The following is a 24,796-nucleotide window of genomic DNA, read 5'->3' as shown; positions in this document are numbered from 1 at the left end:
GGGGGGCGGGGTGGGGGGCCAGGGGGTGGCTTTGCCGCGGGCGGCCAGGGTCGTCGCGTACTCCGGGAGGAGTGACGGGGAGGCCGGGGAGGTCTTCTCGGATGCCGCGAAGGCCTCGTAGGAGGGGACACTGGCCGTGACGATGCCCAGGTTCGTGGTACCCGACGCGGCCAGGGCGCGCAGCGAGGACTCGATGTGCGCCAGGTGGGCCTCGTGCGAGGGGTACTCCACCGCCAGGGTGGGGTACGAGGTGAGGAGTTCGGCCAGTTCGCGGGCGGGCCAGTGCAGGATCGCCACCGGGAACGGGCGGGAGAGGGCGGCGCGGCGGTCGCCCAGTTCGGCGCGGAGGCGGGCGATCTCGGCGCGCAGCTCGGCCGGGTCGTCGGAGCCGAGGGCCCAGATGCGCTTGGGGTCGTGCAGCTCGTCCAGCGGGATCGGGCCGATGTGGCGGGTGTCGGCGACCATGTCCCACTCGTCGTGCGGGAGCCCGAGGAGGCGGCGGACCCGGTGCCGGCCCGTCAGGAGGGCCGTGGTGGCCTGGGTGAGGGGCGCGTTCTCCGCGATGAGGAGGCCGGCGGCCTCGGTGAAGCACTCCTCCGACGCGGTCAACTCGTCGTGCGCCTCCAGGGTTTCCGCGATGACCTCCCAGGGGGCCGGATCCGCCGGGGCCGCCGCGCGGATGCCCTGGATGAGGGCGCGGGCCTCGGCCTCGTGGCCGTACTCCCACAGGTTCGCCGCCTGGAGCGCCTTGATCAGGTGCGGATCGGCGGGTGAGGAGGCGAGGAGTTGGTCGTACAGCGCGCTGGCGCGGTCCCGGGCGTCACCCAGTTCGAGGTGGGCCGCGGCCTGGAGGAGCAGGGGCTCCTGGTCCTCGGGGTAACGGGTCGCCGTGCGGATGAGGCGCTCGGCTTCGGCGATGTGCTCGGCTGGCGTGTCAGGGCGCATGGTTCACACCGTACTGCCCTGGTCTGTTGACGGGGGAGGTCTTAAGGTGCGGCCCGTGCGGGATCACATGCGTGTGGTGGTGCAGGGGGGCGGCCGGCGCGGGCGGCGAGCCGGTCTTGCCGGGGTGCTGTGGGGGGCTGCGGAACTGGCCGTCACCGTGGGCGTGGTGGTGTTGTTGCTGGTGGTGCACCAGGTGTGGTGGACCAACCGGCAGGCCCTCGCCTCCGCCCATGAGGAAGTCCGGGAGTTGGAGAGACGGTGGGGTCCTCCTGTCGATCCCGGGTCCGGGTCCGGGGCAGATCCTGGGTCTGGGGCTGTGTCCGGGGCCGGTTCCGGTTCCGGGTCTGCCGCGGGTCCGGCGCCTTCTTCGTCGCCTTCCGGGGCCGGGGCCGGGGCCGGGGCGCCCGCGCGGGAGTCCGCGTACGGGGTCCTGCGGATTCCGCGGCTCGGGGTCGTCGTGCCCATCGCGCAGGGCGTCGACAAGCGGGCCGTGCTGGACAAGGGGTACGCCGGGCACTACCCCGGGACCGGGCAGCCCGGGGCGCAGGGGAACTTCGCGCTCGCCGGGCACCGCAACACCCACGGCGAGCCGTTCCGGTACATCAACCGGTTGCGGGCCGGGGACGAGCTGATCGTCGACGTGCGGGGGCAGCGGTACACGTACGTGGTCGGCAAGACGCTGGGGGAGACCAGCGAGCGGGACACCGGGGTGATCGCGCCCGTGCCGCACAGTACGGTCCGGCCGGAGTACGGGTACGGCGAACCCGGCGCGTACATCACGCTGACCACCTGCACGCCCGAGTACACCTCCAGATATCGGCTCGTGGTCTGGGGAACCTTGAGGAGATAGATCGCGTTCTTGGTTGTGGTGGTAGCGATCGGATCTTGGGAGGGGGGCTCGGCATGGCACGGCTTGATCGTCGGCGGCTGCTGATGTCCCTGCTCCTGTTCGCCGGGGTCGTCGGGCTCCTCGGGCTGTTCGTCGGGGAGGGCGGGCTGGGCGCCGTCGTGGTCGCCCTCGCCGCCACCGTCGCCGTGGGCGCCGCGGCCCTGGCCGCCCGGCTCGTACGGCCCGTGCCGCCCCACCGCATACGCACCGCGATACGTGATCGCGAGCAGCGCACGGCGTTCCTGCCGCAGCGCGATCCCGACGCCTCGGGCCGGTCGCGGCCCAGGGCGCCCGGCCGTCTCGTCCTGACGGCCGCGTAGGGGCATCCTTCCTCCTCGTTCCTCTCCCTTTCGTTCGTCGGTTTGCCCCTCGTGGTCGTCACGCCGAAATGCACCTCTTTCGACGTTGACGAGACCCCTCGGAGGGCCCGCGTGTCCGTTTTCACCCGCCTTGTTGAAGAGCTGGGCCGGCTCTTGGAGCCTGTACTGGCCGAGTCCGCGACCGCTGCCGCGATCGTGCTGTTCACCGTGCTCGTACGGCTCGCCCTGCACCCGCTGAACCGCGCCGCGTTCCGCGGTGCGACGCCGATGGCCGGCTTGTTGCCCGTGCTGCTCCAGCTGCCGGTGTTCTTCCTGATGTACCGGGCCTTCTCCTCGTCCGGAGAACTGCTGGACCACCGGCTGTTCGCCGCGCCGCTCGGGGCCCGGTGGAGCGATGCCCTCGGGGCGGGCGGCTTCCTCGGGGCGCAGGGACTGGTGTTCCTGGGGCTGTTCGCGGCCATCGCGGCGGTCGCCGCGTGGAGTGCCGTACGGGGGCGGCGGGCCGCCGCCGAGGCGCCCGTCCCGGTCCCGGTCGCGGCCGCCAACGTGAGCGCCGAGCAGCAGGCGGCGTTGCGCAAGCTGGGCGGCGTACTGCCGTTGCTGTCGTTCGGGACGCTGATCACGGCGGCCGTGGTGCCGCTGGCGGCCGGGTTGTACCTGGTGACCACCACCGCGTGGTCCGTGGCCGAGCGGGCCTGGCTCCAGCACCGCAAGCGTTCCAGTCTGTGAACAGGGTCTTGCGGATTGGCCGGGCATCTTGGAGGATCAACCAATTCTCCGATGGCCGCAACCCATCGGCAGGCCCCGGGCTCGCCCATGGGCCGACCACCCACGACCACGGGAGAATGCCCATGAAGCTGCTGCGCGTCGGACCGGTCGGGGCAGAGCGCCCCGCGCTGCTCGACCGGGACGGGTCCCTGCGCGACCTGTCCGGCCTGATCACGGATGTGGACGGCGCCCTGCTCGCCGACGAATCCGTGCTGTCCCGGGTACGGGACGCGGCGGAGTCCGGCGAGCTTCCGGTCCTGGACGCGGAAGGGCTGCGGATCGGTGCGCCGGTCGGCCGCATCGGCAAGATCGTGGGCATCGGGCTGAACTACTTCGGGCACGCCGCCGAGATCGGCGCGGAGCCGCCGGCCGAGCCCATCCTCTTCCTCAAGGCCGCGGACACCGTGGTCGGCCCGGACGACACCGTGCTGATCCCGCGCGGCAGCGTGAAGACCGACTGGGAGGCCGAGCTCGGCGTCGTCATCGGCGCCACCGCCCGCTACCTGTCCTCCGCCGCGGAGGGCCTGGCTCACGTGGGCGGATACGCGCTGGTCAACGACGTATCGGAGCGCGAGTTCCAGATCGAGCGCGGCGGCACCTGGGACAAGGGCAAGAACTGCGAGACGTTCACCCCGCTGGGCCCCTGGCTGGTCACCGCCGACGAGGTCGCGGACCCGCAGGACCTGGACCTGAAGCTGTGGGTCAACGGCGCGCTCAAGCAGGACGGCAACACCGCGGACCAGATCTTCCCGGTCGGCGAGGTCGTCCGGTACCTGAGCCAGTTCATGACGCTGTACCCGGGCGACGTCATCGTCACCGGCACCCCGGCGGGCGTGGCCATGGGCCAGCCGGAGCCGAAGCCGTACCTGCGGGCCGGTGACGTCGTGGAGCTGGAGATCGAGGGCCTCGGCCGTCAGCGCCAGGAGTTCAAGGGCGCGTAGTCGCTCCGCGTTCGCGTGTGAGGGGCGGGACCGCCATCCGCGGTCCCGCCCCTTTTGCGTTTCCGTACGTGTGCGTACGTGTGCGTACGTGTACGTGTACGTGTACGTACGAGGTGCGGGTCAGCCCTTCGTGGACGTGCGGCGGCGGCGCCGGTTGGCGAAGACCAGGCCGGCGCCCGCGCCGAGCGCGGCGGCGCCGCCGCCCGCGATCAGGGCGGTCTGGGTGCCCGTGCTCGCGAGCGCGCCGCCGGTGCCGCCCGCCGTGGTCACGTGGGTGTTGCCGACCGGCTGAGTACCGGTGGCGGTGGTCCCCGTCTGCTGGGTGCCGGTGCCGGTGCCGGTGCCGTTTCCGGTGCCGTCCTTGCCCGCGTCCGGCTTGCCGGTCTGCGCGTCGGCCGCGGCCTTGTCCTTGTCGCGGGCCGTGAACTGTCCGGTCTTCAGGAACTCGGCGCGGTCCGCCGGCGTGCCGTTGATGGCGGTGATCGCGGCCTTCTTCAGCTCCGGGCCGGCCTTGTTCAGCATCGCCCAGATCAGGACCATGTTGTCGTCGTCGCGCAGCTCGTGCTGCGTGGTCGTCACGAAGGTGCGCAGCTCGGCCGGGGTCGGGTTCCCCTTCAGGAGGTTGACGATTCCCTCCTTCAGGCCGGGGCCCGCCCCGTCGAGCATCGCGAACAGCGCCACCCGGTCGTCCACCGCCCGGATCTTGTGCTGCCCCGTCGCGACGAACTCGCGGACCTCCTCCGGAGTCCCGCTGTCCAGCAGCCGGTTGACCGCCTCGGTGATGCCCCGGCCCGCTCCGGGGAGCATCCGCAGCATCTCGACCCGGTCGTCCTCGAAGCGGGCCGTGTGCTGCCCGTGCTCGAGGAACTCGGTCAGCGCGGCCTGGGTGTCCGCCTTCAGCGCGGCCTTGCCGGCCTTCTGTACGGCCCGGCCGCCCCCGTTGATGATCTGCGAGATCCGTACCCGGTCATCGGTGAACTGCTCCCGCGCCCACTCCACCTCGAGGAACTTCCGCAGGTCCGCGGCCGATCCCTTGAGTGCCTTCTCGGCCGCCTCGCGTACGCCCGGCCCGCTCGCCGGGTCCGCCAGGACCGCCTGGACGGCGGCCCGGTCCTTCGCGGCCTGGGGGTCGTCGGCCGGCTTCTCCGCCTTCGTGTCCGTCTTCGTGTCCGCCGCCCGGTCCGCCGGCCTGGCCGCCGCCCGGCCCTCCGGCTTCTCCGCCGGCTCGTCCGCGGCCCGGTCCGGCACGGTCGGAGCCGCCGGTGCGGCCGGCGCCGGGGTGTCCGCGGCGAAGGCCGGAGACGCGAGCAGGACGGCCGGGGCCATCGCGGCGGTGGCGACGGCCGATGCGATCCGGGGCAGCTTCACAGACAGGTTCCGTTCTTCACACATGTGATGATCTACAACCTGTGCAGGATAGATCGCATTCGACCCTCAAACTGTCCATTTTCAGGACATGGCGGCACTCAGTTCGACGGTCACCCCGTCCCGGGACGAGATCCGCGCCGCCTCCAGCACGGCCAGGCACTGCGCCGCCTCGTGCGCGGTGACCGGGGCCGGGCCGCCCTCGCGCAGAGCCGCCTCGACCGCCGCGTAGTACGCCGGGTAGTCCCCCGGCGCGGTCCGCACCGGGGCTCCGCCGCCGGTCAGCGGGGACTCGCCGGAGCCCACCCGGCCCCACAGGTGCTCGGGTTCCTCGCCCCACGGGGCGTCCCCGACGCCCGGCCGCTGTCCCTCGCGCAGGGCCGCCTCCTGCGGGTCGAGCCCGTACTTCACGAAGCCCGCGCGGGAGCCGAGGACGCGGAAGCGCGGACCCAGCTGTGCGGTGGTCGCGCTGACGTAGAAGTGGGAGCGGACCCCGTTCGCGTGCGTGACGGCGATGAAGGTGTCGTCGTCCGCCTCGGCGCCGGGCCGGCGCACGTCGGTCTCCGCGTACACGCGCACGGCCGGGCCGAACAGCACCAGCGCCTGGTCGACGACGTGGCTGCCGAGGTCGTACAGCAGGCCGCCGATCTCCTCCGGGGCTCCGGACTCGCGCCAGCCGCCCTTGAGCTGCGGGCGCCAGCGCTCGAAACGGGACTCGAAGCGCTGGATCTCACCGAGTTCGCCGTCGGCGATGAGGCGGCGCAGGGTGAGGAAGTCGTTGTCCCAGCGCCGGTTCTGGAACACGGACAGGAACGTGCCGGTCTCGTCGGCGAGGGCGGCGAGCTCGCGGGCCTCGGCGGCGGTGGCGGCGAGCGGCTTGTCCACGACGACCGGGATGCCGGCGCCCAGGGCCACCGTCGCGAGCGGCACGTGGGTCTTGTTGGGGGAGGCGATGACGACCAGGTCGAGGGCGGGGGAGAGGTCCCAGAGCTCCTGCGGCGTGCCGACGATCCGGACGCCGGGGTACGCCTCGCGCGCCTGGGCCTGCCGGCCGGGGTCGGAGGTGACGACCGTGTCGAGGACGAGCCCGTCGGTGGCCGAGACGAGCGGCGCGTGGAAGACGGAACCGGCGAGTCCGTAACCGATGAGGCCGACGCGGAGGGGGCCGCTCGACCGCGTGGGAGAAGCGGAGGGGGAAGCGGAGGGGGAGGCGTTCATGCATCCACTTTGGCAACAGTGTTGCTTAAGTGCAAGGAAGGTGGACAATGGAGAGGTGGACTGGCGTAGGGGAAGCAACGGAAGCGGCGCGAACCTACCGGCGCTGCGGGGTCACAACGACGCGCTCGTACTCGCCCTGCTCCGCGAAGCGGGTCTGGAGGGCCTGGGCCGCACCGACCTCGCCGCCCTCACGCGCCTCACCCCGCAGGCCGTCAGCAAGATCACGGGGCGGCTGCGCGCGGAGGGACTCGTCGCCGAAGCCGGCCGTGGCGCGTCCACCGGGGGCAAGCCGCGGACGCTGCTCCAGCTGGCCTCCGGCGCCCGGCACGCCGTCGGGGTGCACGCCGACCGCGACGAGCTGCGGGCGGTACGGGTGGACATGCTGGGCACGGTCGTCGAGCGGATCCGCGGCCCCTTGGACTTCGCGGCCGGACCGGATGCCGTCGCGGACGAGGTCGTACGAGCCGTGGACCGGCTGTGCGGGGACGCGGGCGCAGGGTCCCTGCTGGGCGTGGGCGTCGCCGCGCCGGGACCGCTCGACTGGCGGGCCGGCGTACTGGGCCGGGTGACGGGATACCCCGAGTGGGAGGGGTTCCCGCTGCGGCAGGCGGTGGCGGACCGGCTCGGGCCCGACGCCCCGCCGGTACTGCTGGACAAGGACACCAACGCGGGGGTCGCGGTCCCCGGCCGCCGGGCCGTCGGAACCTCCGTGTACCTGCACCTCAGCACCGGCCTGGGGGCCGGGCTCCGGCTCCGCGGTGAGGTCTTCCGCGGGGAACGTTCCGCCGCGGGGGAGTTCGGGCACCAGGTCCTGATGCTGGACGGTCCGCCCTGCCGGTGCGGAGGCCGCGGATGCGCGGAGGTGCTGTGCCTGGACGCGGTGGCCCGCGGGGACCTCCAGGAGGCGGCCCGGATCCTGGGCGAGGGCGCCGCGAACGTGGTCGCGCTGCTGGACGTGGACCGGGTGTGGCTGGGAGGGCGCGTGGTGGACTCCGCACCGGAGGTCTTCACGACGGGCGTCCGCCGCGTCCTGGAGGCCCGCACCCTGGGCGGCCCGATTCCGGAGGTCGCCGCGTCCGAGGACGGTGTCGCCGAGGGCGCGGCGGAACTGGCCCTGGCCCCGCTCTTCGGCCGCGTGGGCTGAGGCTCCGCCTGGCGGCGCGCGCGTCGTGTTCGGGGGCCGGCCCCGGGGCCCTGCGCCTCGCGATGGCCTCGGCTGCGGCCGCGGCCGCCGGGAGGCGGGGCGGGGCCGCCGGGGCCGCTGCGCGGGGCTTTCCCCGCCCCGCCCTTACTCCGTTTCCCGGGGCGCAGCCCCGGACCCCGTCCCGGGGGCTCCGCCCCCAGAGCCCGCGCCTCAAACGCCGGCGCGGCGGGGATGGACCGGCGGGGCTGAATCGGGCGGCCGGCCGGGGGTGGGGGCTACGTTGCTCGTATGGAGCTCTTCTTGCGGTCGTGGGCGGCCTTGCGGGGGGTCGTGGAGGGGGTTGCGGATGCGGATTTCGGGCGGGATTCCGGGTGTCGGGGGTGGCTCGTCCGGGATCTCGTGTGTCATCTGGTCATCGATGCGCAGGACGTTCTGATCACCCTCGTCACCCCTGCCTCCGGCGAGCCGACCGCCGATGCCGCGAGCTATTGGAACGTCGCCGATCAGCCGCCCGGCGGCGAGGATCCGCTCGACGCGTTGGTCGTGCGGCTGGCCGCCGCGTACGAGGATCCGGGCCTGCTCAAATTCCACCTCGACGACGTCGGCTCCGCCGCCGGGCGTGCCGCGGAACTCGCCGACCCCGGGCTGCGGGTGCTGACCCAGGACAAGGTCCTCACGGTGGCCGACTACCTCACCGCGTACGTCCTGGAATGGACGCTCCACCACCTCGACCTGATCGTGCACCTCCCGGACGCGCCCCCACCGCCCCCGGAAGGGCTGGCCCGGTCCCGTGCGCTGCTGGAGCAGGTCGCCGGCGCCGCCTTCCCCGCTTCGTTCTCGGATCGCGACGCGCTTCTCGTGGGTACCGGCCGACGGGCGCCGACCCCCGCGGAGCGGGCGGAACTCGGTGCGCTGGCCGCGCGGGTGCCCTTCGTCCTCGGCTGATCCGATCAGGCGTAAGGCGGGAGCCGGCAGGCGTGGCGGGGGGAGGGGGGTGCGGGCGCGTGGGAGGGTGCCGGGAGGCCGGGGTGATTGTCGCCTCTTCCTACCATCGGGCCGTTCGGTCGTCCGGGTCAGCCGCCAGGCCGCCCGGCCCGCCCGCCCCGCCCGGCCCGTTCAGCCCGTCCAGCCCGTTCAGCCCGTTCACCGTCCTCCCGTCCGGCGAGCAGCGAAGCGAAGGTCTTCCATGCGACTGCGCAAAGCCCTTGCCCTCTCCGCCGTCCCCGTCCTGGCCGCCGTCGCCCTCTCCGCACCGCTCGCGGCCGCCGACGTCGGCAACGGCGGCGGCGCCCGCCCCGCGCCCGCGCTGCCGTCGCGGATCGAGGCCACCTGCGGCGACGGGAAGAGCAGCGCCTTCCCCATCGGCGCGCGGATCCGCGGCGGGCCGGCCGTGTACCGGACCGGCGGCGGGCCGCAGACGTGGTTCCTGGACCTCACCAACACCACGAACTCCGAGTGCACCGCCATCCACCCCGTCGTGGTGTTCACGGACAAGGCGCACGCCCTGCTCCCCGCCCACTTCCGGATGGAGTTCGAGGCCCCGGGCGGGACCTTCCCCGTCAGCCTGGAGCGGAGCGACCGGGACGAGATCATCGCCGTCTTCGACGGGGGCGAGGCCTTCTCCGGTTTCGCCGTCCGGGCCGGCGGCTCCCTGACCGTCAGGGTCAGCCTGGCGTTCGCCCCCGGCACGCCCCCCGGCGAGGTCCTCGCCGACGCGGCCCTCGTGCAGCGCAAGGCCGACGACGGCGACTGGGTCGGCGAGGCGGGCGGCTACCGGTTCTCCATCGAGGGCCCCGAGACCCAGACGGGTGACGCGGGCTCCCTCGCCCACACCGGCCCCCGCAACCGGCTCCTCGGCATCGGCGGGGTCGCTTCCCTCGCCGCCGGCGCCGGCCTCCTGCTGGCCGCCCGCCGCCTGCGCGCCCGGACCGACCCTCCGGCCGCCGACATCCCCCGCACCCCCGGTACCCCCCGCACCCCGGCGCGCTGATCTCCGTACACCCGGCCCGCGTACAGTCCCAGGGTGGAAGAACAGAACCTGCACCACCGCCCCGGCTCGCCCGTCCGTTCCGGCATCCCGGAGCACGGCCGCATCCCCAAGTACTACGCCGTCAAGGCCCTCATCGCGGACCTTCTCGACGACCTCGGCGAGGGCGGTCCGCTGCCCACCGAGCGGGATCTCGCCGAGCGGTACGAGGTGTCCCGCGAGACCGTACGGCAGGCCCTGCGCGAGCTGCTCCTGGAGGGCCGGCTCCGCCGCTCCGGCCGCGGCACCGTCGTCGCCGGCCCGAAGCTCGAACAGCCCCTCTCCCTCGCGAGCTACACCGAGGGCGTACGCCGCCAGGGCCGCCGCCCCGGCCGTAACCTCATCGGGCTGGAGCAGTTCCCCTGCCCGCCCGAGCTGGCCCCCGGCATCGGAGCCGAACCCGGCGAGCCCGTCTGGCACCTGGAGCGCGTACTGCTCGCCGACGACGAGCGGGTCGGCCTGGAGAGCACGTACATCCGGGTGGCGCGGGCGCCCCGCCTCGACAGCGAGTTCCCTCCCGACTCCTCCTTCTACGGATACCTCCTCGACCGGCTCGGGATCTCTTTCGGGGACGCCGACGAGAAGCTGGAGACCGTCCTCGCCACCCCCCGCGAGGCCCTCCTGATCGGCACCCCGCCGGCCCTCCCCATGCTGCTCATCCACCGGTTCTCGCGGGACCAGGACGGGCGTCCGCTGGAGCGCGTGCGTTCGCTCTACCGTGGTGACCGGTTCAGCTTCACGACCCACCTGCGGCCCGAATAGTCCCGAGCGGATCGGCGCAAGGCGGCGAAAAGGGGCGTATGGATATCACGAGAAGGTAACGGGTCTAGTCCAAGCGTCGGGGGCTGTTCACCGTCCCGTTGCCGTCGCGATCCCCCCGGTCCACGGGGCACGGCCACCGTGGGGCACGTGAGAGTCATAGTCGTCGGAGGCGGCGTGGTCGGCACCATGCACGCCTGGCAAGCAGTCGAACGCGGCCACGAGGTCGTCCAGATCGAGCGAGAGGCCGAGGCCCGCGGCGCGTCACTGCGCAATTTCGGCCAGATCTGGGTCAGTGGACGGGCCGGGGGCGAGGAGCTCGACACCGCCCTGCGGGCCCGCGAGCTCTGGGAGCGGATCGGCGCGGAGGTGCCCGGCCTGGGCTTCCGCGCGATCGGCTCCCTCACCCCGGTGCGCAACGCCCGTGAGTACGCGGTCGCCGAGGCGGCCGCCGCCCGCCCCGACGCCGCCGCCCGGGGCTACGAACTGGTCACCGCCGCGAAGGCCCGGGAGATCAACCCCGCCCTGCGCGGCGCCTTCGAGGCCGCCCTGTGGTGCGAGCGGGACGCGGCCGTCGAACCGCGCACCGCCCAACTCCACCTGCGCGAGGCCCTCAGGGCGAGCGGCCGCTACACCTTCCTGCCCGGACGGGAGGTGCGCGAGGTCGTCGGCAACGGCGCCGTCCGCGACGACCACGGTGACGTCCACCGGGGCGACGCCGTCGTCCTCGCCACCGGCGTCTGGCTGTCCGGCATGGTCCGCGAGCTGGTCCCCGACCTGCCCGTGCGCCGCGTCCGGCTCCAGATGATGCAGACCGCCCCGCTCGGCGAGCAGCTCACCACCTCCATCGCGGACGCCGACAGCTTCCGCTACTACCCCGCGTACAAGAGCGACGCCCTCGACGCCCTCAACGCCGAGCAGGCTCAGGCGCCGGTCGCCGCCGCGCACAAGATGCAGCTGCTGATGGTCCAGCGCCAGGACGGCGGACTGACCATCGGCGACACCCACGAGTACGAGCACCCCTTCGCGTTCGACACCCTCGAAGACCCGTACGAGTACCTCACCGAGGTCGTCGAGTCCTTCCTGGGCCGCCCGCTGCCGAAGATCCGGCACCGCTGGGCGGGCGTGTACGCGCAATGCACCGACACCACCCGCGTCGTCCACCGCCAGCAGGTGGCCGACGGCGTCTGGCTGGTGACCGGACCCGGCGGCCGCGGGATGACCTGCTCGCCCGCCATAGCCGAGACCACCGCGAACGAACTGGGCTGGTAGAGAACATGAGCAACGCGAGCAACGCGAGCAACCTGAGCAACGCGAGCAACCTGAGCAACCTGAGCACGAGGAACGACCGCGGCCTGGTCGTCCTCGACATGGCCGGCACCACCGTCGCCGACGGCGGCCTCGTCGAGCGGGCCTTCGAGCTCGCCGCCGAGCGCATCGGCGTCGAACCGGGCACCGCCGACCACGAGGCCAAGCTCCAGTACGTCCGCGACACGATGGGCGAGTCGAAGATCTCCGTCTTCCGCCACCTCTTCGGCACGGAGGAGTTGGCCCAGCGCGCCAACTCCGCCTTCGAGGAGGCCTACGGCGAGCTCGTCGACGGCGGGCTCATCGCCCCGATCCCCGGCGCCCGCCAGACCATCGAGAAGCTCCGCGCCGACGGCCGCACCGTCGTACTGACCACCGGCTTCGCCCGCGTCACCCAGGACGCCATCCTCGACGCCCTCGGCTGGCACGGCCTGGCCGACCTCACCCTCTGCCCCGCCGACGCGGGCGGCCGCGGCCGCCCCTACCCGGACATGGTGCTCGCCGCGTTCCTGCGCACCGGCGCCGCCGACGACGTACGGGACGTCGTGGTCGCGGGCGACACCGCGTACGACATGCTCTGCGGCCGCCGCTCCGGGGCCGCAGTCGTGGCGGGCGTCCTCACCGGAGCCCACGACCGCGCGACGCTCACCGAGCACGGCGCGACCCACGTCATCGAGTCGATCGCCGACCTGCCCGCGGCCTTGCTGGAGTCGGCGTGAGCGGCATCCGCTTCGAGGGGGTCAGCGTCGCGTACGGCGGCAACACCGTGCTGGACCGCCTCGACCTGACCGTCGAGCCCGGCGAGGTCATGGCCCTGCTCGGCCCCTCCGGCTCGGGCAAGACCACGGCGCTGCGCGCGGTCGCCGGCTTCGTGCGGCCGGCCGCGGGCCGGGTGCTGATCGGCGGCCGGGACGTCACCGCGCTCCCGCCGCACAAGCGCGGCATCGGCATGGTCGTCCAGCAGTACGCGCTCTTCCCGCACATGCGGGTCGAGGACAACGTGGCCTTCGGCCTCAAGGCGCAGAAGGCCCCCAAGGCCGAGATACCCGGGCGCGTCGCCGAGGCCCTGGAGATGACCGGCATGGCGGCGTACGCCAAGCGCTACCCGCGCGAGCTCTCCGGCGGGCAGCAGCAGCGCGTGGCGATCGCCCGCGCGCTGGCGATCCGGCCCGGGGTGCTCCTGCTCGACGAGCCGCTGTCCGCGCTCGACGCGCAGCTGCGCTCCGGGATGCTCGCCGAACTGGCCCGGCTGCACCGCGAACTGCCCGACGTATCGATTCTGTACGTCACGCACGACCAGGTGGAGGCGCTGACGCTCGCCGACCGGATCGCGGTCATGGACAAGGCCCGGCTCCAGGACTGCGGGACGCCGCAGGAGCTGTACCGGGCGCCGCGCACCGAGTTCACCGCCTCGTTCGTCGGCAACGCGAACCTGCTGCCGGTGACCGTCGCCGAGTCCGGGGCGCTCTTCGCGGGGCGGGCCCTGGAGCTCGACCGCGGGCGCGCCGTCCCCGGAGCGCACGCCACCTTGTGCGTACGGCCGCACCTGCTCGGTCTCGGCGCCGGTCCCAACGCGCTGAGCGGGACGATCACCGAGGTCCAGTGGCGCGGCTCCACGCACCGCCTGTACGTGGACGTCGAGGGCCACCGGATCAAGGCGGACCTGCCGGAGCTGCGCGAGACCCCGGCGCTGGGCGACCACGTCACCCTGCACTTCGAGCCCCGGGACGCGGTCCTGCTGTCGGCGGGAGTCTCCGATGGCTGAGGTCCCCGCACCGGCCGCCACGACCGTCCCGCAGCAGACCCCGCACCAGCCCCCGATCCCACCCCAGACCAATGGCGGGACGCGGACCCGGCAGCAGACCGTACGGAGCTCCGCGCCGGCCGGAGCCCCTGGATCCCCCGGCGGCCCCGGAGACCCCGGCGGCCCCGCGGCCCACGCCGCGCGCGGACCCCGTACCGTGCCCGGCTGGCTCTGGTCCCTGCCGCCCGTGGCCGCGCTCGCGCTGGTCTTCCTTTACCCCCTCGCCCTGGTCGTCCAGCAGTCCTTCAGCCCCGAGAACGGCGGCGGCGCCTTCGACGCGTACGCCTCCGTCTTCCGCTCGCACTCCTTCCGCGAGGCGCTCGGGACCACGGTCTGGCTGGCCGCCGGAGCCACCGTCGGCTGCCTCGTCCTCGGCTTCGTACTCGCGCTGATCATCGCCTTCGTGCCCTTCCCCGGGGCCAAGGCCGTCGCGAAGTTCATCGACGTCTTCCTCTCCTTCCCCTCCTTCCTCATCACCCTCGCCCTCCTCTTCATCTACGGCACGGTCGGCATGGCCAACGGGCTGTGGACCGACGTGAGCGGCAGCGCCGAGGGGCCGTTCCACTTCCTCACCACCCCGTGGGGCGTGCTGCTCGCGGAGATCACGTACTTCACGCCCTTCGTGATGCGCCCGCTGCTCGCCGCCTTCTCCCAGCTGGACACCGCCCAGCTGGAGGTGGCCTCCTCGCTCGGCGCGAAGCCCGCCCGGATCATCCGGCGCGTGATCCTCCCCGAGGCCCTCCCGGCGCTCGCCGCCGGCGGCAGCCTCGTCCTGGTCATGTGCCTCAACGAGTTCGGCATCGTGCTGTTCACCGGGGCCAAGGACGTCACCACGCTCCCGATGCTCGTCTACGGCAAGGCGATCCTGGAGTCCGACTACTCGGCCGCCTGCGTGGTCGCCGTCGTCAACATCGCGATTTCCGTCGGCCTGTTCGGCCTCTACCGGGTGGTGAGCAAGCGTGCTGGTGCATAGCAAGACCGGCCGCTGGGCCGCCTGGGGCCTGTTCGGTCTCCTCTTCCTGCCGCTCTTCGCCCTGCCCCTGCTCGTCGTGGTGACCGCGTCGTTCTCCACCCACTGGTCCGGGGCCTTCCCCTCCGGCCCGACGACGGAGAACTACGCTTCCGCCGTGCAGGGCGAATCCCTCCAGGCGCTGACCACCTCGCTGGTGACCGCCCTCGTCGCGAGCCTGCTCGCGCTCACCGTCGGGACCTGGGCCGCGCTGGCCGCGGCCCGGCTGAAGCGGCGCGGGAAGCGGTCCCTGGACGCCCTGTTCATGCTGCCGGTCGCCGTGCCGTCCGTGGTCGTGGGCCTGGCCGTCCTGGTCGCGTTCAGCAAGCCCCCGCTGCTGCTCAACGGCACCAGCTCAATCGTGATCCTGGCGCACACGATTCTTGTCACGGCGTTTTCCTATCAGTCGGTTTCGGCCGCCATCGTTCGTCTCGACCCCGCGTACGAACAGGCGGCGGCCTCCCTGGGCGCCCGTCCCGCGTACGTGCTGTGGCGGGTCAAGCTCCCCCTCCTGCTGCCGTCCCTGACGGCGGCCGCCGGACTCTGCTTCGCCCTGTCCATGGGCGAGCTGAGCGCCACGATGATGCTCTACCCGCCGGACTGGATGCCCCTCCCGGTCCGGATCTTCACCGCCACCGACCGCGGTTCGCTCTTCGGCGGGTCCGCCGTCGCCGTGGTCCTGATGGCCACCACCCTGCTGGTCCTCCTGGCCGTCTCCCGCATCCGCACCAGAGCCGCGTACCGCTGACTCCCTTTCCCCCGTAAGGAAGTTCTTCCCCATGTCCAGAAACCCCAACGGTCGTCGCAGCCTCCTCCGTGTCACCGCCGCCGTCACCGGCAGCCTCGCCCTCGCCGGCGGCCTCACCGCCTGCGGCGGCTCGGCCACCCCCGCCGAGTCCAAGGGCGGCGGCGAGAAGGTCGTCACCGTCTACAGCGCCGACGGCCTCAAGAGCGAGAAGGGCGACGGCTGGTACGACAAGGTCTTCGCCGAGTTCACGAAGAAGACCGGCATCGAGGTCAAGTACGTCGAGGGCGGCTCGGGCGAGATGGTGCAGCGCGCCGTCCGCGAGAAGACCAACACCCAGGCCGACGTGATCGTCACCCTCCCGCCGTTCATCCAGCAGGCGGACGGCAAGGGCCTGCTCCAGGCCTACAAGCCGCAGGGATCCGACAAGGTCAACGGCGCCAACAAGGCCGCCGACGGCAAGTGGACCTCGGTCGTCAACAACTACTTCGGCTTCGTCTACAACAAGAAGGAGCTCACGGAGGCGCCCAAGACCTGGGAAGAGCTGCTGGACGCCAAGTACAAGGGCAAGCTCCAGTACTCCACCCCGGGCGTCGCGGGCGACGGCACCGCCGTCCTCGTCAAGGCGATGCACGACTTCGGCGGCAAGGAGCCGGCGCTGGAGTACCTGAAGAAGCTCCAGGCCAACAACGTCGGCCCGTCCTCCTCCACCAGCAAGCTCGCGCCGAAGACCGACAAGGGCGAGCTGCTCGTCGCCAACGGCGACGTCCAGATGAACTTCGCGCAGTCCAAGTCCATGCCGAACCTGGGCATCTGGTTCCCGGCCAAGGACGGCGGCAAGCCGACCACCTTCGCCCTGCCGTACGCGGCCGGCCTGGTGGACAAGGCCCCGCACACCGAGAACGGCAAGAAGCTCCTCGACTTCCTGCTCAGCGAGGACGCCCAGAAGCTGGTCAGCGAGGTCGGCGGCGGCTTCCCCGCGCGCACCGACGTCAAGCCGACCGACGCCAACGCCGTCGAACTCACCAAGCTGATGACCGGCGTCGAGGTCTTCGAGCCGGACTGGGCCGACATCGACAAGAACCTGGCGACCTACGTCGACGCGTGGAAGTCGGCGACCGGCAGCTGATTGGTCGCCTCCTGGTCACCCCCGACCAGGAAAGTGACGCTTGCATAACGGGTCTGGACCGAAAACCGCACCTTCGGTCCGGACCCCGCGCATGCCCACCCGCGCCTTCCCCACGATTACTCCCGGAGGAGTACGTGCCCACTGTCCTGTCAGGACGCGCCCTCGCCGTGACCGCCACCGCCACGGCCCTGCTCGCCACCGCCCTCGGCGCCCACACCGCCACCGCCGGGACGGCCGCCGCCACCGCCGCCACCACCGACAAGGTCCTCGTCATCGGCATCGACGGCACGGTCCTCGACCGCGTCAAGGCCGCCAACGCCCCCAACCTGCAAGGCCTGATGGCCCAGGGCCTCACCGCGAAGAGCACCCTCTACGCGAACCCGATGGCCGCCACCTCCTCGGGCCCCGGCTGGTCCACCATCGCCACCGGCGTCTGGCCCGACAAGCACGGCGTGAAGGACAACACCTTCACCGGCAAGAACTACACGGCCTACCCCGACTTCCTGACCCGCATCGAGAACGCCAAGCCGTCGCTCAACACCTACGCGGCCGCCGACTGGGAGCCCATCACCTCCACCGACGCGGGCGGGCCGATCTTCTCGGCCAAGGTCGACAAGCGCCTCAGCCTCAAGGGCGACCGCGACGGCTACGGCACCGAGGACCCGAAGATCGCCGCCGCGGCCTCCGCCGAACTGCAGGGCCAGAACCCGGACGCCGCGTTCGTCTACTTCGGCCAGGTCGACGGCGCCGGGCACGCGTACGGCGCCGCCAGCCAGCAGTACCTCGACGCCATCGGCCGCGTCGACGTGATGGTCGGCCAGCTGCTCACCGCCGTGCAGGACCGCCCCACGTACGCCCAGGAGAACTGGAAGATCCTGGTCACCACCGACCACGGGCACACCGACGCGGGCGGCCACGGCGGCTCCACCATCCAGGAGCGCGGCACCTTCGTCATCGCCAAGGGCGCCGGCATCCCGGCCGGTTCGGTCCGCAATGACGTCAAGCTCGTCGACGTGGCGGCCACCGCGATGGCGCAGGTCGGGGTCAACCCCGGCCCGGCGATCGACGGCATACCGCTGAACGCCCCCGACGACAACGACCCGTTCGACACCCTCCGCCCCAACCTCCAGGCCCGCGTGGACGAGACGGGCATCCCGGCGGGCGTGAAGGGCTTCACGCACACCCCGCCGGCCGGCTGGTCCGTCGACAACTCCAAGATGGGCACCGGCGGTGTCACCGAGTGGGCCGGCTGGGCCTTCGCGACCGACGAGTTCTGGAGCCAGTCCCAGCGCGACCAGTGGCGCGAGCTGAACGTCCGCTCCCGTGACGTGTTCGCCGTCGCCGACTCCGACGAGTGGGACGACAAGTCGCACACCGGCTCCTACGACTCCACCCTGATCACCCCCAAGTGGGCGGTGACGGGAGGCACGACGGGTTCGTCCGCGAACCTGACCTTCCAGACCCACTACCACCACGAGGCCGGCCAGACCGCCCAGGTCCTGGTCTCCTACAACGGCGGTACGCCCACGGTCGTCAAGAGCTACACCGCCGACGCGGTCGCCAAGGCGGAGTCCCTGACCCTCCAGGTCCCGGCCGGCGCCACCGACGTCCAGGTCCGCTTCCGCTACGCCGGCACCAACAACTGGTACTGGACCGTCGACAACGTCAAGCTCGGCTGATCCACGCGGCCGGTCAGAGGTCCGGGCCGTGGACGCCCTCGGCGTCCACGGCCCGGCCCCGATAGGGTGGTAGAGACCACAGGCCACAGGTCGGCGGTCACAGGTCAGAGGTACGGCCACCGAGAGCGGAGAACAATCCAGTGGCAGAGCGCAAGCCGATCGAATCCTGGCTCACCGACATGGACGGGGTCCTGATCCACGAAGGCACCCCGATCCCCGGCGCCGATGCCTTCATCAAGCGGCTGCGCGACTCCGGCAAGCCCTTCCTGGTCCTGACGAACAACTCCATCTACACCCCGCGCGACCTCCAGGCCCGCCTCTCCCGCATGGGCCTCCACGTCCCCGTCGAGAACATCTGGACCTCGGCGCTCGCCACCGCGAAGTTCCTCGACGACCAGCGCCCGGGCGGCACCGCGTACGTCATCGGCGAGGCCGGACTGACCACGGCCCTGCACGACATCGGCTACATCCTGACCGACCACGAGCCCGATTACGTGGTCCTCGGCGAGACCCGTACGTACAGCTTCGAGGCGATGACGAAGGCGGTCCGCCTGATCAACGCGGGCGCCCGCTTCATCTGCACCAACCCCGACGAGACCGGCCCCTCCACCGAGGGCCCGCTGCCCGCCACCGGCGCCGTCGCCGCGCTGATCACCAAGGCGACCGGCAAGCAGCCGTACTTCGCCGGCAAGCCCAACCCGCTGATGATGCGGACCGGCCTGAACGCCATCGGCGCGCACTCCGAGAGCAGCGCGATGATCGGCGACCGGATGGACACCGACGTCCTGGCCGGGCTGGAGGCAGGGATGCAGACCTTCCTCGTGCTGACCGGGCTGACCTCCGCTGCGGACACCGAGAAGTTCCCGTACCGGCCGACCAAGACCGTCGACTCGATCGCCGACCTGGTCGATCTCGTCTGATCCGAACGGGTCAAGCGCGCGGCGCTCCGGATGCGGAGCGGTGCGCCGCGCGTGAATCTCCTTGTTGAGGAGGTTCACCATGCGCAGTGCTCTGTTCGCTCTCCGTGTCACCGGGGTGGCCGTCGCCCTGACGGCGCTCACCGCCGTGTCCTCGCCCGCCGCCCTGGCGGCCGGCGAGGAGAAAAGCGGCAGCGTCTCGGTCGATCCGCGCCAGGCCGAACCGGGGGCGCAGGTCAAGCTGCGCGTCCACGGCTGTGAGGACAAATGGGCGACGGCCAAATCCGCCGTGTTCGTGTCGGAGGTCCACCTGTCCTCCGGCCGCGACGGGGACAAGTCGCTCTCGGGTGACGCGATGATCAGCTCGACGGCCCAGCCCGGCTGGCACGACATCAAGGTGAAGTGTGACGGGGGCGAGGACCGCGCCCGCGGCACCGTCGAAGTGGTCCGCCGCCGCGACGGCCGCGAACAGGAGCGCGACCGCGACCGGCCGAACCCCCACCAGACGCCCGTCTGGCCCGTCCACGCGGGCGGCGGCGGGATGTCCGCCGAGCTCGCGGCGACGGACCGGGCGGTACGGGCGGCCCAGGCGGCGCAGGACCAGGCCAAGGCTCAGGCTCAGTCGCAGGACCAGGCGGCGGCGGCCAGGAAGAACCACGGCGGCGAGGGCCCCGGCCTCCCGCACACCGTGATCGGCGCCGTGCTGGCCGCCGCGGCCACGCTGGCCGTCGCGTTCCGGGCGCTGACCCTGCGCCGGCGCCGCAGCGGCGAGTGAGGGCGCGCCGGTGACGGGCCCGGGGGAGCCGAGGTCCTCCGGCGGCGGGCGGCTGCTGACCTTCGCCGCGTGGTCCGTGCTGGTGCTCGGCCTGTGGCTGTGGGGCCGGGAGATCACCGGCGTCCCGCCGAGCACCTCGTCGGGGCCGGCCGGCGGGTCGGCGCTGCCTGTCCCGGGGCTGCCCGCGGCGCACACCCCGCTGGCGGCGTCCCTCCCCGCGCGGGTCGACGTACCGTCGATGGGCATCCAGGCGCCGGTGGTCTCCCGGGGCCTCGACGCCCAGGGCGCGATCGAGCCGCCGCCGTACGACCGCCCCGGCACGGTGGGCTGGTGGGGCGGCGGGGCCAAGCCGGGCGAGGCCGGGGCCGCGCTGCTGGTCGGGCACGTGGACACGGCGTCGAAGCCGGCGGTGTTCTACGGCCTGAGCACGGCGCGGCCGGGCGACACGGTGCGGGTGGTCCGGGCGGACGGGTCGGTCGCCGAGTTCACGATCGAGGACGTACGGGTCTACGAGCGGGCGCGCTTCGACGCGCACCGGGCGTACGGCCCGCGGATCAAGGGCCGGGCGGAACTGCGCCTGGTGACCTGCGGGGGCACGTACGACAAGGCGGCCAAGGAGTACACGGCGAACGTGGTCGTGTCGGCCTACCTGACGGGAGGGGTCCGGCCCGGCGCGCCGGCGTGAGAGGAAACGAAGAAGGCCCCCACTCGCGTGGGGGCCTTCTCGCGTGGGGGCCTTCTTCCGTCTGTGCGCCGCCAGGGACTCGAACCCCGGACCCGCTGATTAAGAGTCAGCTGCTCTAACCAACTGAGCTAGCGGCGCCTGCTGACAGAGAAAACTCTACCCCACCTCCAGTGGTGCTCGTGACCGGCCGCGCCCGCCTTGTCCGATTAACCCATGTTTGAGGGGTTTATCGTGCACGATATGTCTGGGCCGAGCCGAATCTGATGCCCCGACAGATGTGGGGCCCGCCTGACCAGCGACGAGCAGGGGAGTGGACGGAACCGCATGACGATCCAGCCTCCGATGCATGTGCAGATGCCTGCGCCGATGGAGCCGGCAGCGATGCCGGTGCCGATGCCGGTGCCCGCTTTCGAGGAGTACGAGCCCGCAGGCGACTGCGTCTGCCCGGGCTGCGCGCAGCGCCGCCGTGCCCTCGCCCGCGCGCGGGCCATACCGCTCCGGGACGGCGGCCACCCGGCCGCCCGCGGCGCCCGCCGGGCGCTGGTGCTCGCCACCGCGGCGGGCGTGGTCCTCGGCGGTGGCGGTTCGGCGGCCCTGGCGGCGGCCACCCCGGTCCCCGGCCCGGGGCCGGTCTCCCTCGACACCCCCGGCTCCCCGCAGGGCGGCCGGTCCCCGCTGCACGGACGCCCGGCTCCGGCGAAGCCGGCGGGTGCGCCCGGGGCGCCGTCGGCCGTCAAGCGGATCGACCGGGCGTCGATCATCACGCGGGCGAAGGTGTGGCTGGACGCGAAGGTCCCGTACAGCATGTCCACGTACTGGTCGGACGGCTACCGGCAGGACTGCTCCGGCTACGTCTCGATGGCCTGGAACCTTGGTACGAACGAGTGGACCGGCAGCCTCGACAAATTCGCCACCAAGATCACGAAGGAGGAGCTGCTGCCGGGGGACATGCTCCTCTTCCACAACCCGTCGGACCCGACCAACGGCTCGCACGTGGTGCTCTTCGGGGGGTGGGTCGACGAGACGCGCACGCACTACGTCGCCTACGAGCAGACCCGTCCGAACACGCGCACGGGGGCCACTCCGTACGGCTACTGGAACAACGCGACGAAGTACGTCCCCTACCGGTTCAACGGGGTGACGGCCGGCCTCGCCGAGGACCCGGCGGCGACCGACCCCAAGCCGGTGGTCCCGACGGTCTTCCCCGGCGCCACGCAGTTCGGTCCGGGCGCGAACAACGAGTACGTCGCCCAGCTGGGCCGGATGCTGATCGAGCGGGGCGGGCGGCGCTTCTACCCGAAGGGCGCGAGCACGGCGTGGAGCGACGCCGACCGGCTGGCCACGCAGGCCTTCCAGAGCGCGCAGGGCTGGACGGGCACGGACGCCAACGGCATCCCGGGCGCGCACACCTGGCAACTTCTGGTCGAGCACAAGGGCAACGACATCCGCCCCACGGTGGAGGGCGCCCCGGGCTCACCCCCCAGGCCGGGGCACGCCGGTGCGCCGGGTGCTGCCGGGACGCCGGGCTCTGCCGGGACGCCCGGCGGTCCGGCCGGGGTGCCGGGCAGCGCGGACGGACTGCCGGGCTATCCGGGGTCGTCGGTGTTCCGCCCCGGGTCCTCGAACCCGTTCATCACCGCCCTTGGCCGCCAGCTGGTGAAGAAGGGCTTCGGCAAGAACTACACGTCCGGCCCGGGGCCCCGCTGGAGCGAGGCCGACCGTCGCAGCGTCGAGGCCTTCCAGCGAGCCCAGGGCTGGCGCGGAGCCGCGGCCGACGGCTACCCGGGCCCGGAAACCTGGCGCCGGCTGTTCGCATGACGGAGGCAACGATGTACCCCACGCGCACCACTTCGACGACGGGCACCTTCCGGGTACCGCCCGCGCCCCCGCAGGCCCCGGCGATGCGAGCCACGGGCGACGCCCCGGCCCTCCGCCCGCAACCGACACCGCCCGCACCCGCCGAAGCCGTGGCACCCGCCGTGGCACCCGCCCCGGCCCCGGCCCCGCGGGCCGACCGGCCGGCTGCGGAGCCGATCGCTGCCGCTGAGCCGATCGCTGCCGCGGCCGCGATCCCGGACCCGCCGGCGGCGCGCCCCGAGCCGGAGGCCGACCTCCTGCCGGAGGCCCGGCCCGAGCTCCCGGCCGTGGCCCGGCCGGCTCCGGAGCCGGTGGCCGCGGCCGTGATCCCGGCCCCGTTCGAGGCTCCCGCCGACGCCGCCGCAGCCATGGACCGGCTCGTCCACGCGACCCGCTCCGGTGCGGAGTTCGGGGTGCCGGCCGGGGACGCCGCCCCGGCGGCGATCGGGGCCCCGGCCCGTTCCGGGTCCGAGCCCCCGGCGGAGCGGGTGCTCGGGGCGGCGGCCGAGGCCGTCGGGCTCGCCGAACCGGCCCGGCCGCCCGCGTCGACGACCGCGGTTCCGGGCGTGGACGCCGGGGACCCCGCGGGCCCGGACTGGGTGGCCGGGGTCCCCGCCGCGATGGTGGCCGGGCCGGGCGGGGTAGCCCTCCCGCACGGGCGCCCGGCGGCGGACTGCGCCGTGAGCGAGGTCCCGGCGGCGCGGATCCGGGTCGAGCCCGAGCCGGTGCACGCGCTGGCCGGGGCCGGCGACCGTGCCGAGTACGGCCTGGAGCCCGATCCGCCGGTCTCCGTACCGGCCCCGACGGCGCACCCGGGGGTGTCCACCCTGCGCCTGCGGAGCTTCGACGGCCCGGCCGTTGCCGCCGAACCCCCGTCCCCGCACGCCCAGGTCTGGCCCCCGGCCCGCCCCGCGGCGGAGCCGGGCGCGGACGGTCCCGCGCCCACGCGTGGCGAGCCGTGGCCGCCCGCCGTCCCCCGGGGCGAAGACCGGACCCGGCCCCAGGTCCGGCCGGGCGCAGGTTCCGAGGCGGGGGCGGACCGCCCCGCGCAGCGGTACGGCGAGCCCTGGCCGCCCGCGGCCCCCGAGGGCGGATCGGAGGCCGGGCCCGCGGCGCACGTCCCGTACGTTCCGCAGCCCCAGGCCGAGGTGGACCCGGAGGAGGGCCGCGGCGGCGGGGTGCCCGGGCCCGCCGCCGGGGACATCGTCGCGCTGGCCGTGGCGCGGGGGATGGCGGACGGGGACCCGGAGGATCCGCCGCGGGGCGGGGCCGCGCGCGGGGCAGCCGTCACCGAGGTGCCCGTGCACCTGCCGTTCCCCGCGGAGTCCCGCCCGGTCGCGGCGCCGGCCCCGGCGCCCGCCCGGGAAGCGGCCCCCGCCGTGCGGCCCGGCGCGGCGCGGCCCGCCCCCGGGCGGCGGGTGCCGCGCGGGGACGAGCGGCTGCGGGAGCACCGCGGGCCCGTACTGCCCGGCTGGGTCGGCGTCGGCGTCGGCGGGCTCGCGCTCACCGGCTGCCTGGCGGTGCTCTGGCGGGCCGGGGCCGTCCCCGCCGCCTTCGTGGCCGCCTTCGGCGCGACCCCCCGCGCCTACCAGGGGCTCCGCGCCACCCACTGGCCCCCGCTCGCCTTCCTCGGCATCGTCGCGCTGCTCGCGCTCGGCGGGCTCGGCCGCGCCAAGGCCGGCCATGCCTGGGTGCTGACCCTCTTCGGCCGCTACCGCGGCACGGTCCGCCGTACCGGCCTCACCTGGGTGAGCCCCCTCCTGCTCCGCCGCCGCGTCGACGTCCGGCTGCGGCACTGGCGCAGCGAGCCCATGCCCGCCGTGGACTCCGGGGGCCTGGCCCTGCGGGTCGTCGTCCAGGTCGTCTGGCAGGTCAAGGACACGGCCCGGGCCACCCTCGCCGTCGAGGACCACACCGAGTACCTTGCCGAGCAGGTCGAATCGGCCATGGCCCGGGTGCTGTCCCAGCTGCCCGCCGACGCCTTCCACGAGGACGCCCCGACGCTGCGCGACTCCGAGGCCGTCGGAGACGCGCTGACCCGGATGCTGGCGACCGAGACCGAGGCGGTCGGGATCGAGGTGTACTCGGCCCAGCCGACCCGGATCGAGTACGCCCCGGAGGTCGCCGAGGCCATGCGCAGGCGCCGGGTCGCGGCGATCGACGCCAAGCACCGGGACACGGTGCTGACCTCGGTCGTGGACGCGGTCGACGACACCGTCCACCGGCTGACCTCGCGCGGGCTCGTCGAGCTGGACGACTACGAGCGCAAGGCCCTCGTGAAGGACCTCACGGTCGCCTTCTACACCGGGCGTCCGGAGTAGGGCACAGGCACACGGAGAACGCGAACAGTCGGACGAGGGACGCAGGGGACGGGGAACGGGTGGCCGGGATCTGCCGGGCCACCCGTTCTCCCATTGGTCTGGACATGGCCAACTCCCGTCAATAGCCTGGTACTTGGTCTAGACCTGAATCCCCACGCTTGCGCGCACGCTCTCATCGGACTCCCCCCCACG

At 73.3% G+C, this 24,796-nt stretch carries 23 protein-coding genes and 1 tRNA gene; 20 read left to right on the top strand and 4 right to left on the bottom strand.

The window, feature by feature from the left end; all coding sequences use genetic code 11:
• Nucleotides 1-945, bottom strand: a 945-nt coding sequence (locus ADK52_RS16150; RefSeq protein ID WP_053690505.1) for a hypothetical protein, incomplete at its 3' end; no start/stop codon positions are given.
• On the opposite strand from ADK52_RS16150, the gene ADK52_RS16145 reads away from it, so the two are divergent.
• The 4 genes from ADK52_RS16145 (at nucleotide 896) to ADK52_RS16130 (ending at nucleotide 3,863) form a co-directional block, all read left to right on the top strand.
• Nucleotides 896-1,795, top strand: a complete 900-nt coding sequence (locus ADK52_RS16145; protein WP_324615919.1) for a class E sortase — start codon at nucleotides 896-898, stop codon at nucleotides 1,793-1,795. The genes ADK52_RS16150 and ADK52_RS16145 overlap by 50 nt on opposite strands.
• Before the next feature lie 53 nt (nucleotides 1,796-1,848).
• Entirely contained in the window at nucleotides 1,849-2,154 is a 306-nt protein-coding gene (locus ADK52_RS16140; RefSeq protein ID WP_107090077.1) for a DUF6412 domain-containing protein, read from the top strand.
• 111 nt (nucleotides 2,155-2,265) lie between these two features.
• Nucleotides 2,266-2,883, top strand: coding sequence for a YidC/Oxa1 family membrane protein insertase (locus tag ADK52_RS16135; protein WP_053690503.1), 618 nt, complete (start codon nucleotides 2,266-2,268; stop codon nucleotides 2,881-2,883).
• 122 nt (nucleotides 2,884-3,005) lie between these two features.
• Entirely contained in the window at nucleotides 3,006-3,863 is an 858-nt protein-coding gene (locus tag ADK52_RS16130) for a fumarylacetoacetate hydrolase family protein (protein ID WP_053690502.1), read from the top strand.
• A gap of 120 nt (nucleotides 3,864-3,983) precedes the next feature.
• Here the strand turns inward: ADK52_RS16130 and ADK52_RS16125 are convergent, their stop codons facing one another.
• Together ADK52_RS16125 and ADK52_RS16120 are read right to left on the bottom strand one after the other, a co-directional pair.
• Nucleotides 3,984-5,231 (bottom strand): ALF repeat-containing protein, encoded by a 1,248-nt coding sequence (locus tag ADK52_RS16125; protein ID WP_053690501.1) that lies wholly within the window; start codon nucleotides 5,229-5,231, stop codon nucleotides 3,984-3,986.
• 81 nt (nucleotides 5,232-5,312) lie between these two features.
• Entirely contained in the window at nucleotides 5,313-6,446 is a 1,134-nt protein-coding gene (locus ADK52_RS16120) for a Gfo/Idh/MocA family oxidoreductase (protein WP_053690500.1), read from the bottom strand.
• A gap of 55 nt (nucleotides 6,447-6,501) precedes the next feature.
• Between ADK52_RS16120 and ADK52_RS16115 the strand changes: the two genes are divergently transcribed.
• From ADK52_RS16115 to ADK52_RS16050, 14 genes are all read left to right on the top strand, one after another.
• The gene (locus ADK52_RS16115; protein ID WP_234343853.1) at nucleotides 6,502-7,590 is read left to right on the top strand and encodes an ROK family transcriptional regulator; all 1,089 of its coding nucleotides are present in this window, start codon (nucleotides 6,502-6,504) and stop codon (nucleotides 7,588-7,590) included.
• Between the two features lie 288 nt (nucleotides 7,591-7,878).
• A complete protein-coding gene (locus ADK52_RS16110; RefSeq protein ID WP_053690498.1) occupies nucleotides 7,879-8,535 on the top strand; it encodes a maleylpyruvate isomerase N-terminal domain-containing protein in 657 nt (218 codons plus the stop codon).
• A gap of 241 nt (nucleotides 8,536-8,776) precedes the next feature.
• Nucleotides 8,777-9,580, top strand: coding sequence for a hypothetical protein (locus ADK52_RS16105; protein ID WP_053690497.1), 804 nt, complete (start codon nucleotides 8,777-8,779; stop codon nucleotides 9,578-9,580).
• Between the two features lie 33 nt (nucleotides 9,581-9,613).
• Nucleotides 9,614-10,378 carry a GntR family transcriptional regulator gene (locus ADK52_RS16100; protein WP_053690496.1) on the top strand — a complete coding sequence of 255 codons (765 nt, stop codon included), beginning with the start codon at nucleotides 9,614-9,616 and terminating at the stop codon, nucleotides 10,376-10,378.
• A gap of 147 nt (nucleotides 10,379-10,525) precedes the next feature.
• A complete protein-coding gene (locus ADK52_RS16095; protein WP_053690495.1) occupies nucleotides 10,526-11,647 on the top strand; it encodes a TIGR03364 family FAD-dependent oxidoreductase in 1,122 nt (373 codons plus the stop codon).
• Between the two features lie 5 nt (nucleotides 11,648-11,652).
• Nucleotides 11,653-12,402 carry a phosphonatase-like hydrolase gene (locus tag ADK52_RS16090; protein WP_078988364.1) on the top strand — a complete coding sequence of 250 codons (750 nt, stop codon included), beginning with the start codon at nucleotides 11,653-11,655 and terminating at the stop codon, nucleotides 12,400-12,402.
• A complete protein-coding gene (locus ADK52_RS16085) occupies nucleotides 12,399-13,448 on the top strand; it encodes an ABC transporter ATP-binding protein (RefSeq protein WP_053690494.1) in 1,050 nt (349 codons plus the stop codon). The genes ADK52_RS16090 and ADK52_RS16085 overlap by 4 nt, the downstream gene beginning before the upstream one ends.
• Nucleotides 13,441-14,460 carry a 2-aminoethylphosphonate ABC transporter permease subunit gene (locus ADK52_RS16080; RefSeq protein ID WP_234343851.1) on the top strand — a complete coding sequence of 340 codons (1,020 nt, stop codon included), beginning with the start codon at nucleotides 13,441-13,443 and terminating at the stop codon, nucleotides 14,458-14,460. The genes ADK52_RS16085 and ADK52_RS16080 overlap by 8 nt, the downstream gene beginning before the upstream one ends.
• Nucleotides 14,447-15,244 carry an ABC transporter permease gene (locus ADK52_RS16075; RefSeq protein ID WP_053690493.1) on the top strand — a complete coding sequence of 266 codons (798 nt, stop codon included), beginning with the start codon at nucleotides 14,447-14,449 and terminating at the stop codon, nucleotides 15,242-15,244. Before ADK52_RS16080 ends, ADK52_RS16075 begins: the two co-directional genes overlap by 14 nt.
• A gap of 31 nt (nucleotides 15,245-15,275) precedes the next feature.
• The gene (locus ADK52_RS16070) at nucleotides 15,276-16,370 is read left to right on the top strand and encodes a 2-aminoethylphosphonate ABC transporter substrate-binding protein (protein ID WP_053690492.1); all 1,095 of its coding nucleotides are present in this window, start codon (nucleotides 15,276-15,278) and stop codon (nucleotides 16,368-16,370) included.
• A 134-nt stretch (nucleotides 16,371-16,504) separates the two neighbouring features.
• Nucleotides 16,505-18,049 (top strand): alkaline phosphatase family protein, encoded by a 1,545-nt coding sequence (locus ADK52_RS16065; RefSeq protein ID WP_053690491.1) that lies wholly within the window; start codon nucleotides 16,505-16,507, stop codon nucleotides 18,047-18,049.
• 140 nt (nucleotides 18,050-18,189) lie between these two features.
• Nucleotides 18,190-18,969: an HAD-IIA family hydrolase gene (locus ADK52_RS16060; RefSeq protein WP_053690490.1), complete on the top strand. Its 780-nt coding sequence runs from the start codon at nucleotides 18,190-18,192 to the stop codon at nucleotides 18,967-18,969.
• 79 nt (nucleotides 18,970-19,048) lie between these two features.
• A complete protein-coding gene (locus ADK52_RS16055; RefSeq protein ID WP_053690489.1) occupies nucleotides 19,049-19,741 on the top strand; it encodes a hypothetical protein in 693 nt (230 codons plus the stop codon).
• A 10-nt stretch (nucleotides 19,742-19,751) separates the two neighbouring features.
• A complete protein-coding gene (locus tag ADK52_RS16050) occupies nucleotides 19,752-20,426 on the top strand; it encodes a class F sortase (protein ID WP_053690488.1) in 675 nt (224 codons plus the stop codon).
• Between the two features lie 64 nt (nucleotides 20,427-20,490).
• On the opposite strand, the gene ADK52_RS16045 is transcribed toward ADK52_RS16050, so the two are convergent.
• Nucleotides 20,491-20,564, bottom strand: a tRNA-Lys gene (locus ADK52_RS16045).
• 255 nt (nucleotides 20,565-20,819) lie between these two features.
• On the opposite strand from ADK52_RS16045, the gene ADK52_RS16040 reads away from it, so the two are divergent.
• Complete coding sequence (locus tag ADK52_RS16040; RefSeq protein ID WP_053690508.1) at nucleotides 20,820-22,244, top strand: peptidoglycan-binding protein; 1,425 nt, start codon at nucleotides 20,820-20,822, stop codon at nucleotides 22,242-22,244.
• Between the two features lie 11 nt (nucleotides 22,245-22,255).
• Nucleotides 22,256-24,604, top strand: a complete 2,349-nt coding sequence (locus ADK52_RS43690) for an SPFH domain-containing protein (RefSeq protein WP_234343849.1) — start codon at nucleotides 22,256-22,258, stop codon at nucleotides 24,602-24,604.
• The last annotated feature ends 192 nt before the right edge of the window (nucleotides 24,605-24,796 follow it).

The organism is Streptomyces sp. WM6372 (genome assembly GCF_001279655.1).
GTDB lineage: Bacteria > Actinomycetota > Actinomycetes > Streptomycetales > Streptomycetaceae > Streptomyces.
This window is presented reverse-complemented; position numbering and strand designations above follow the sequence as displayed.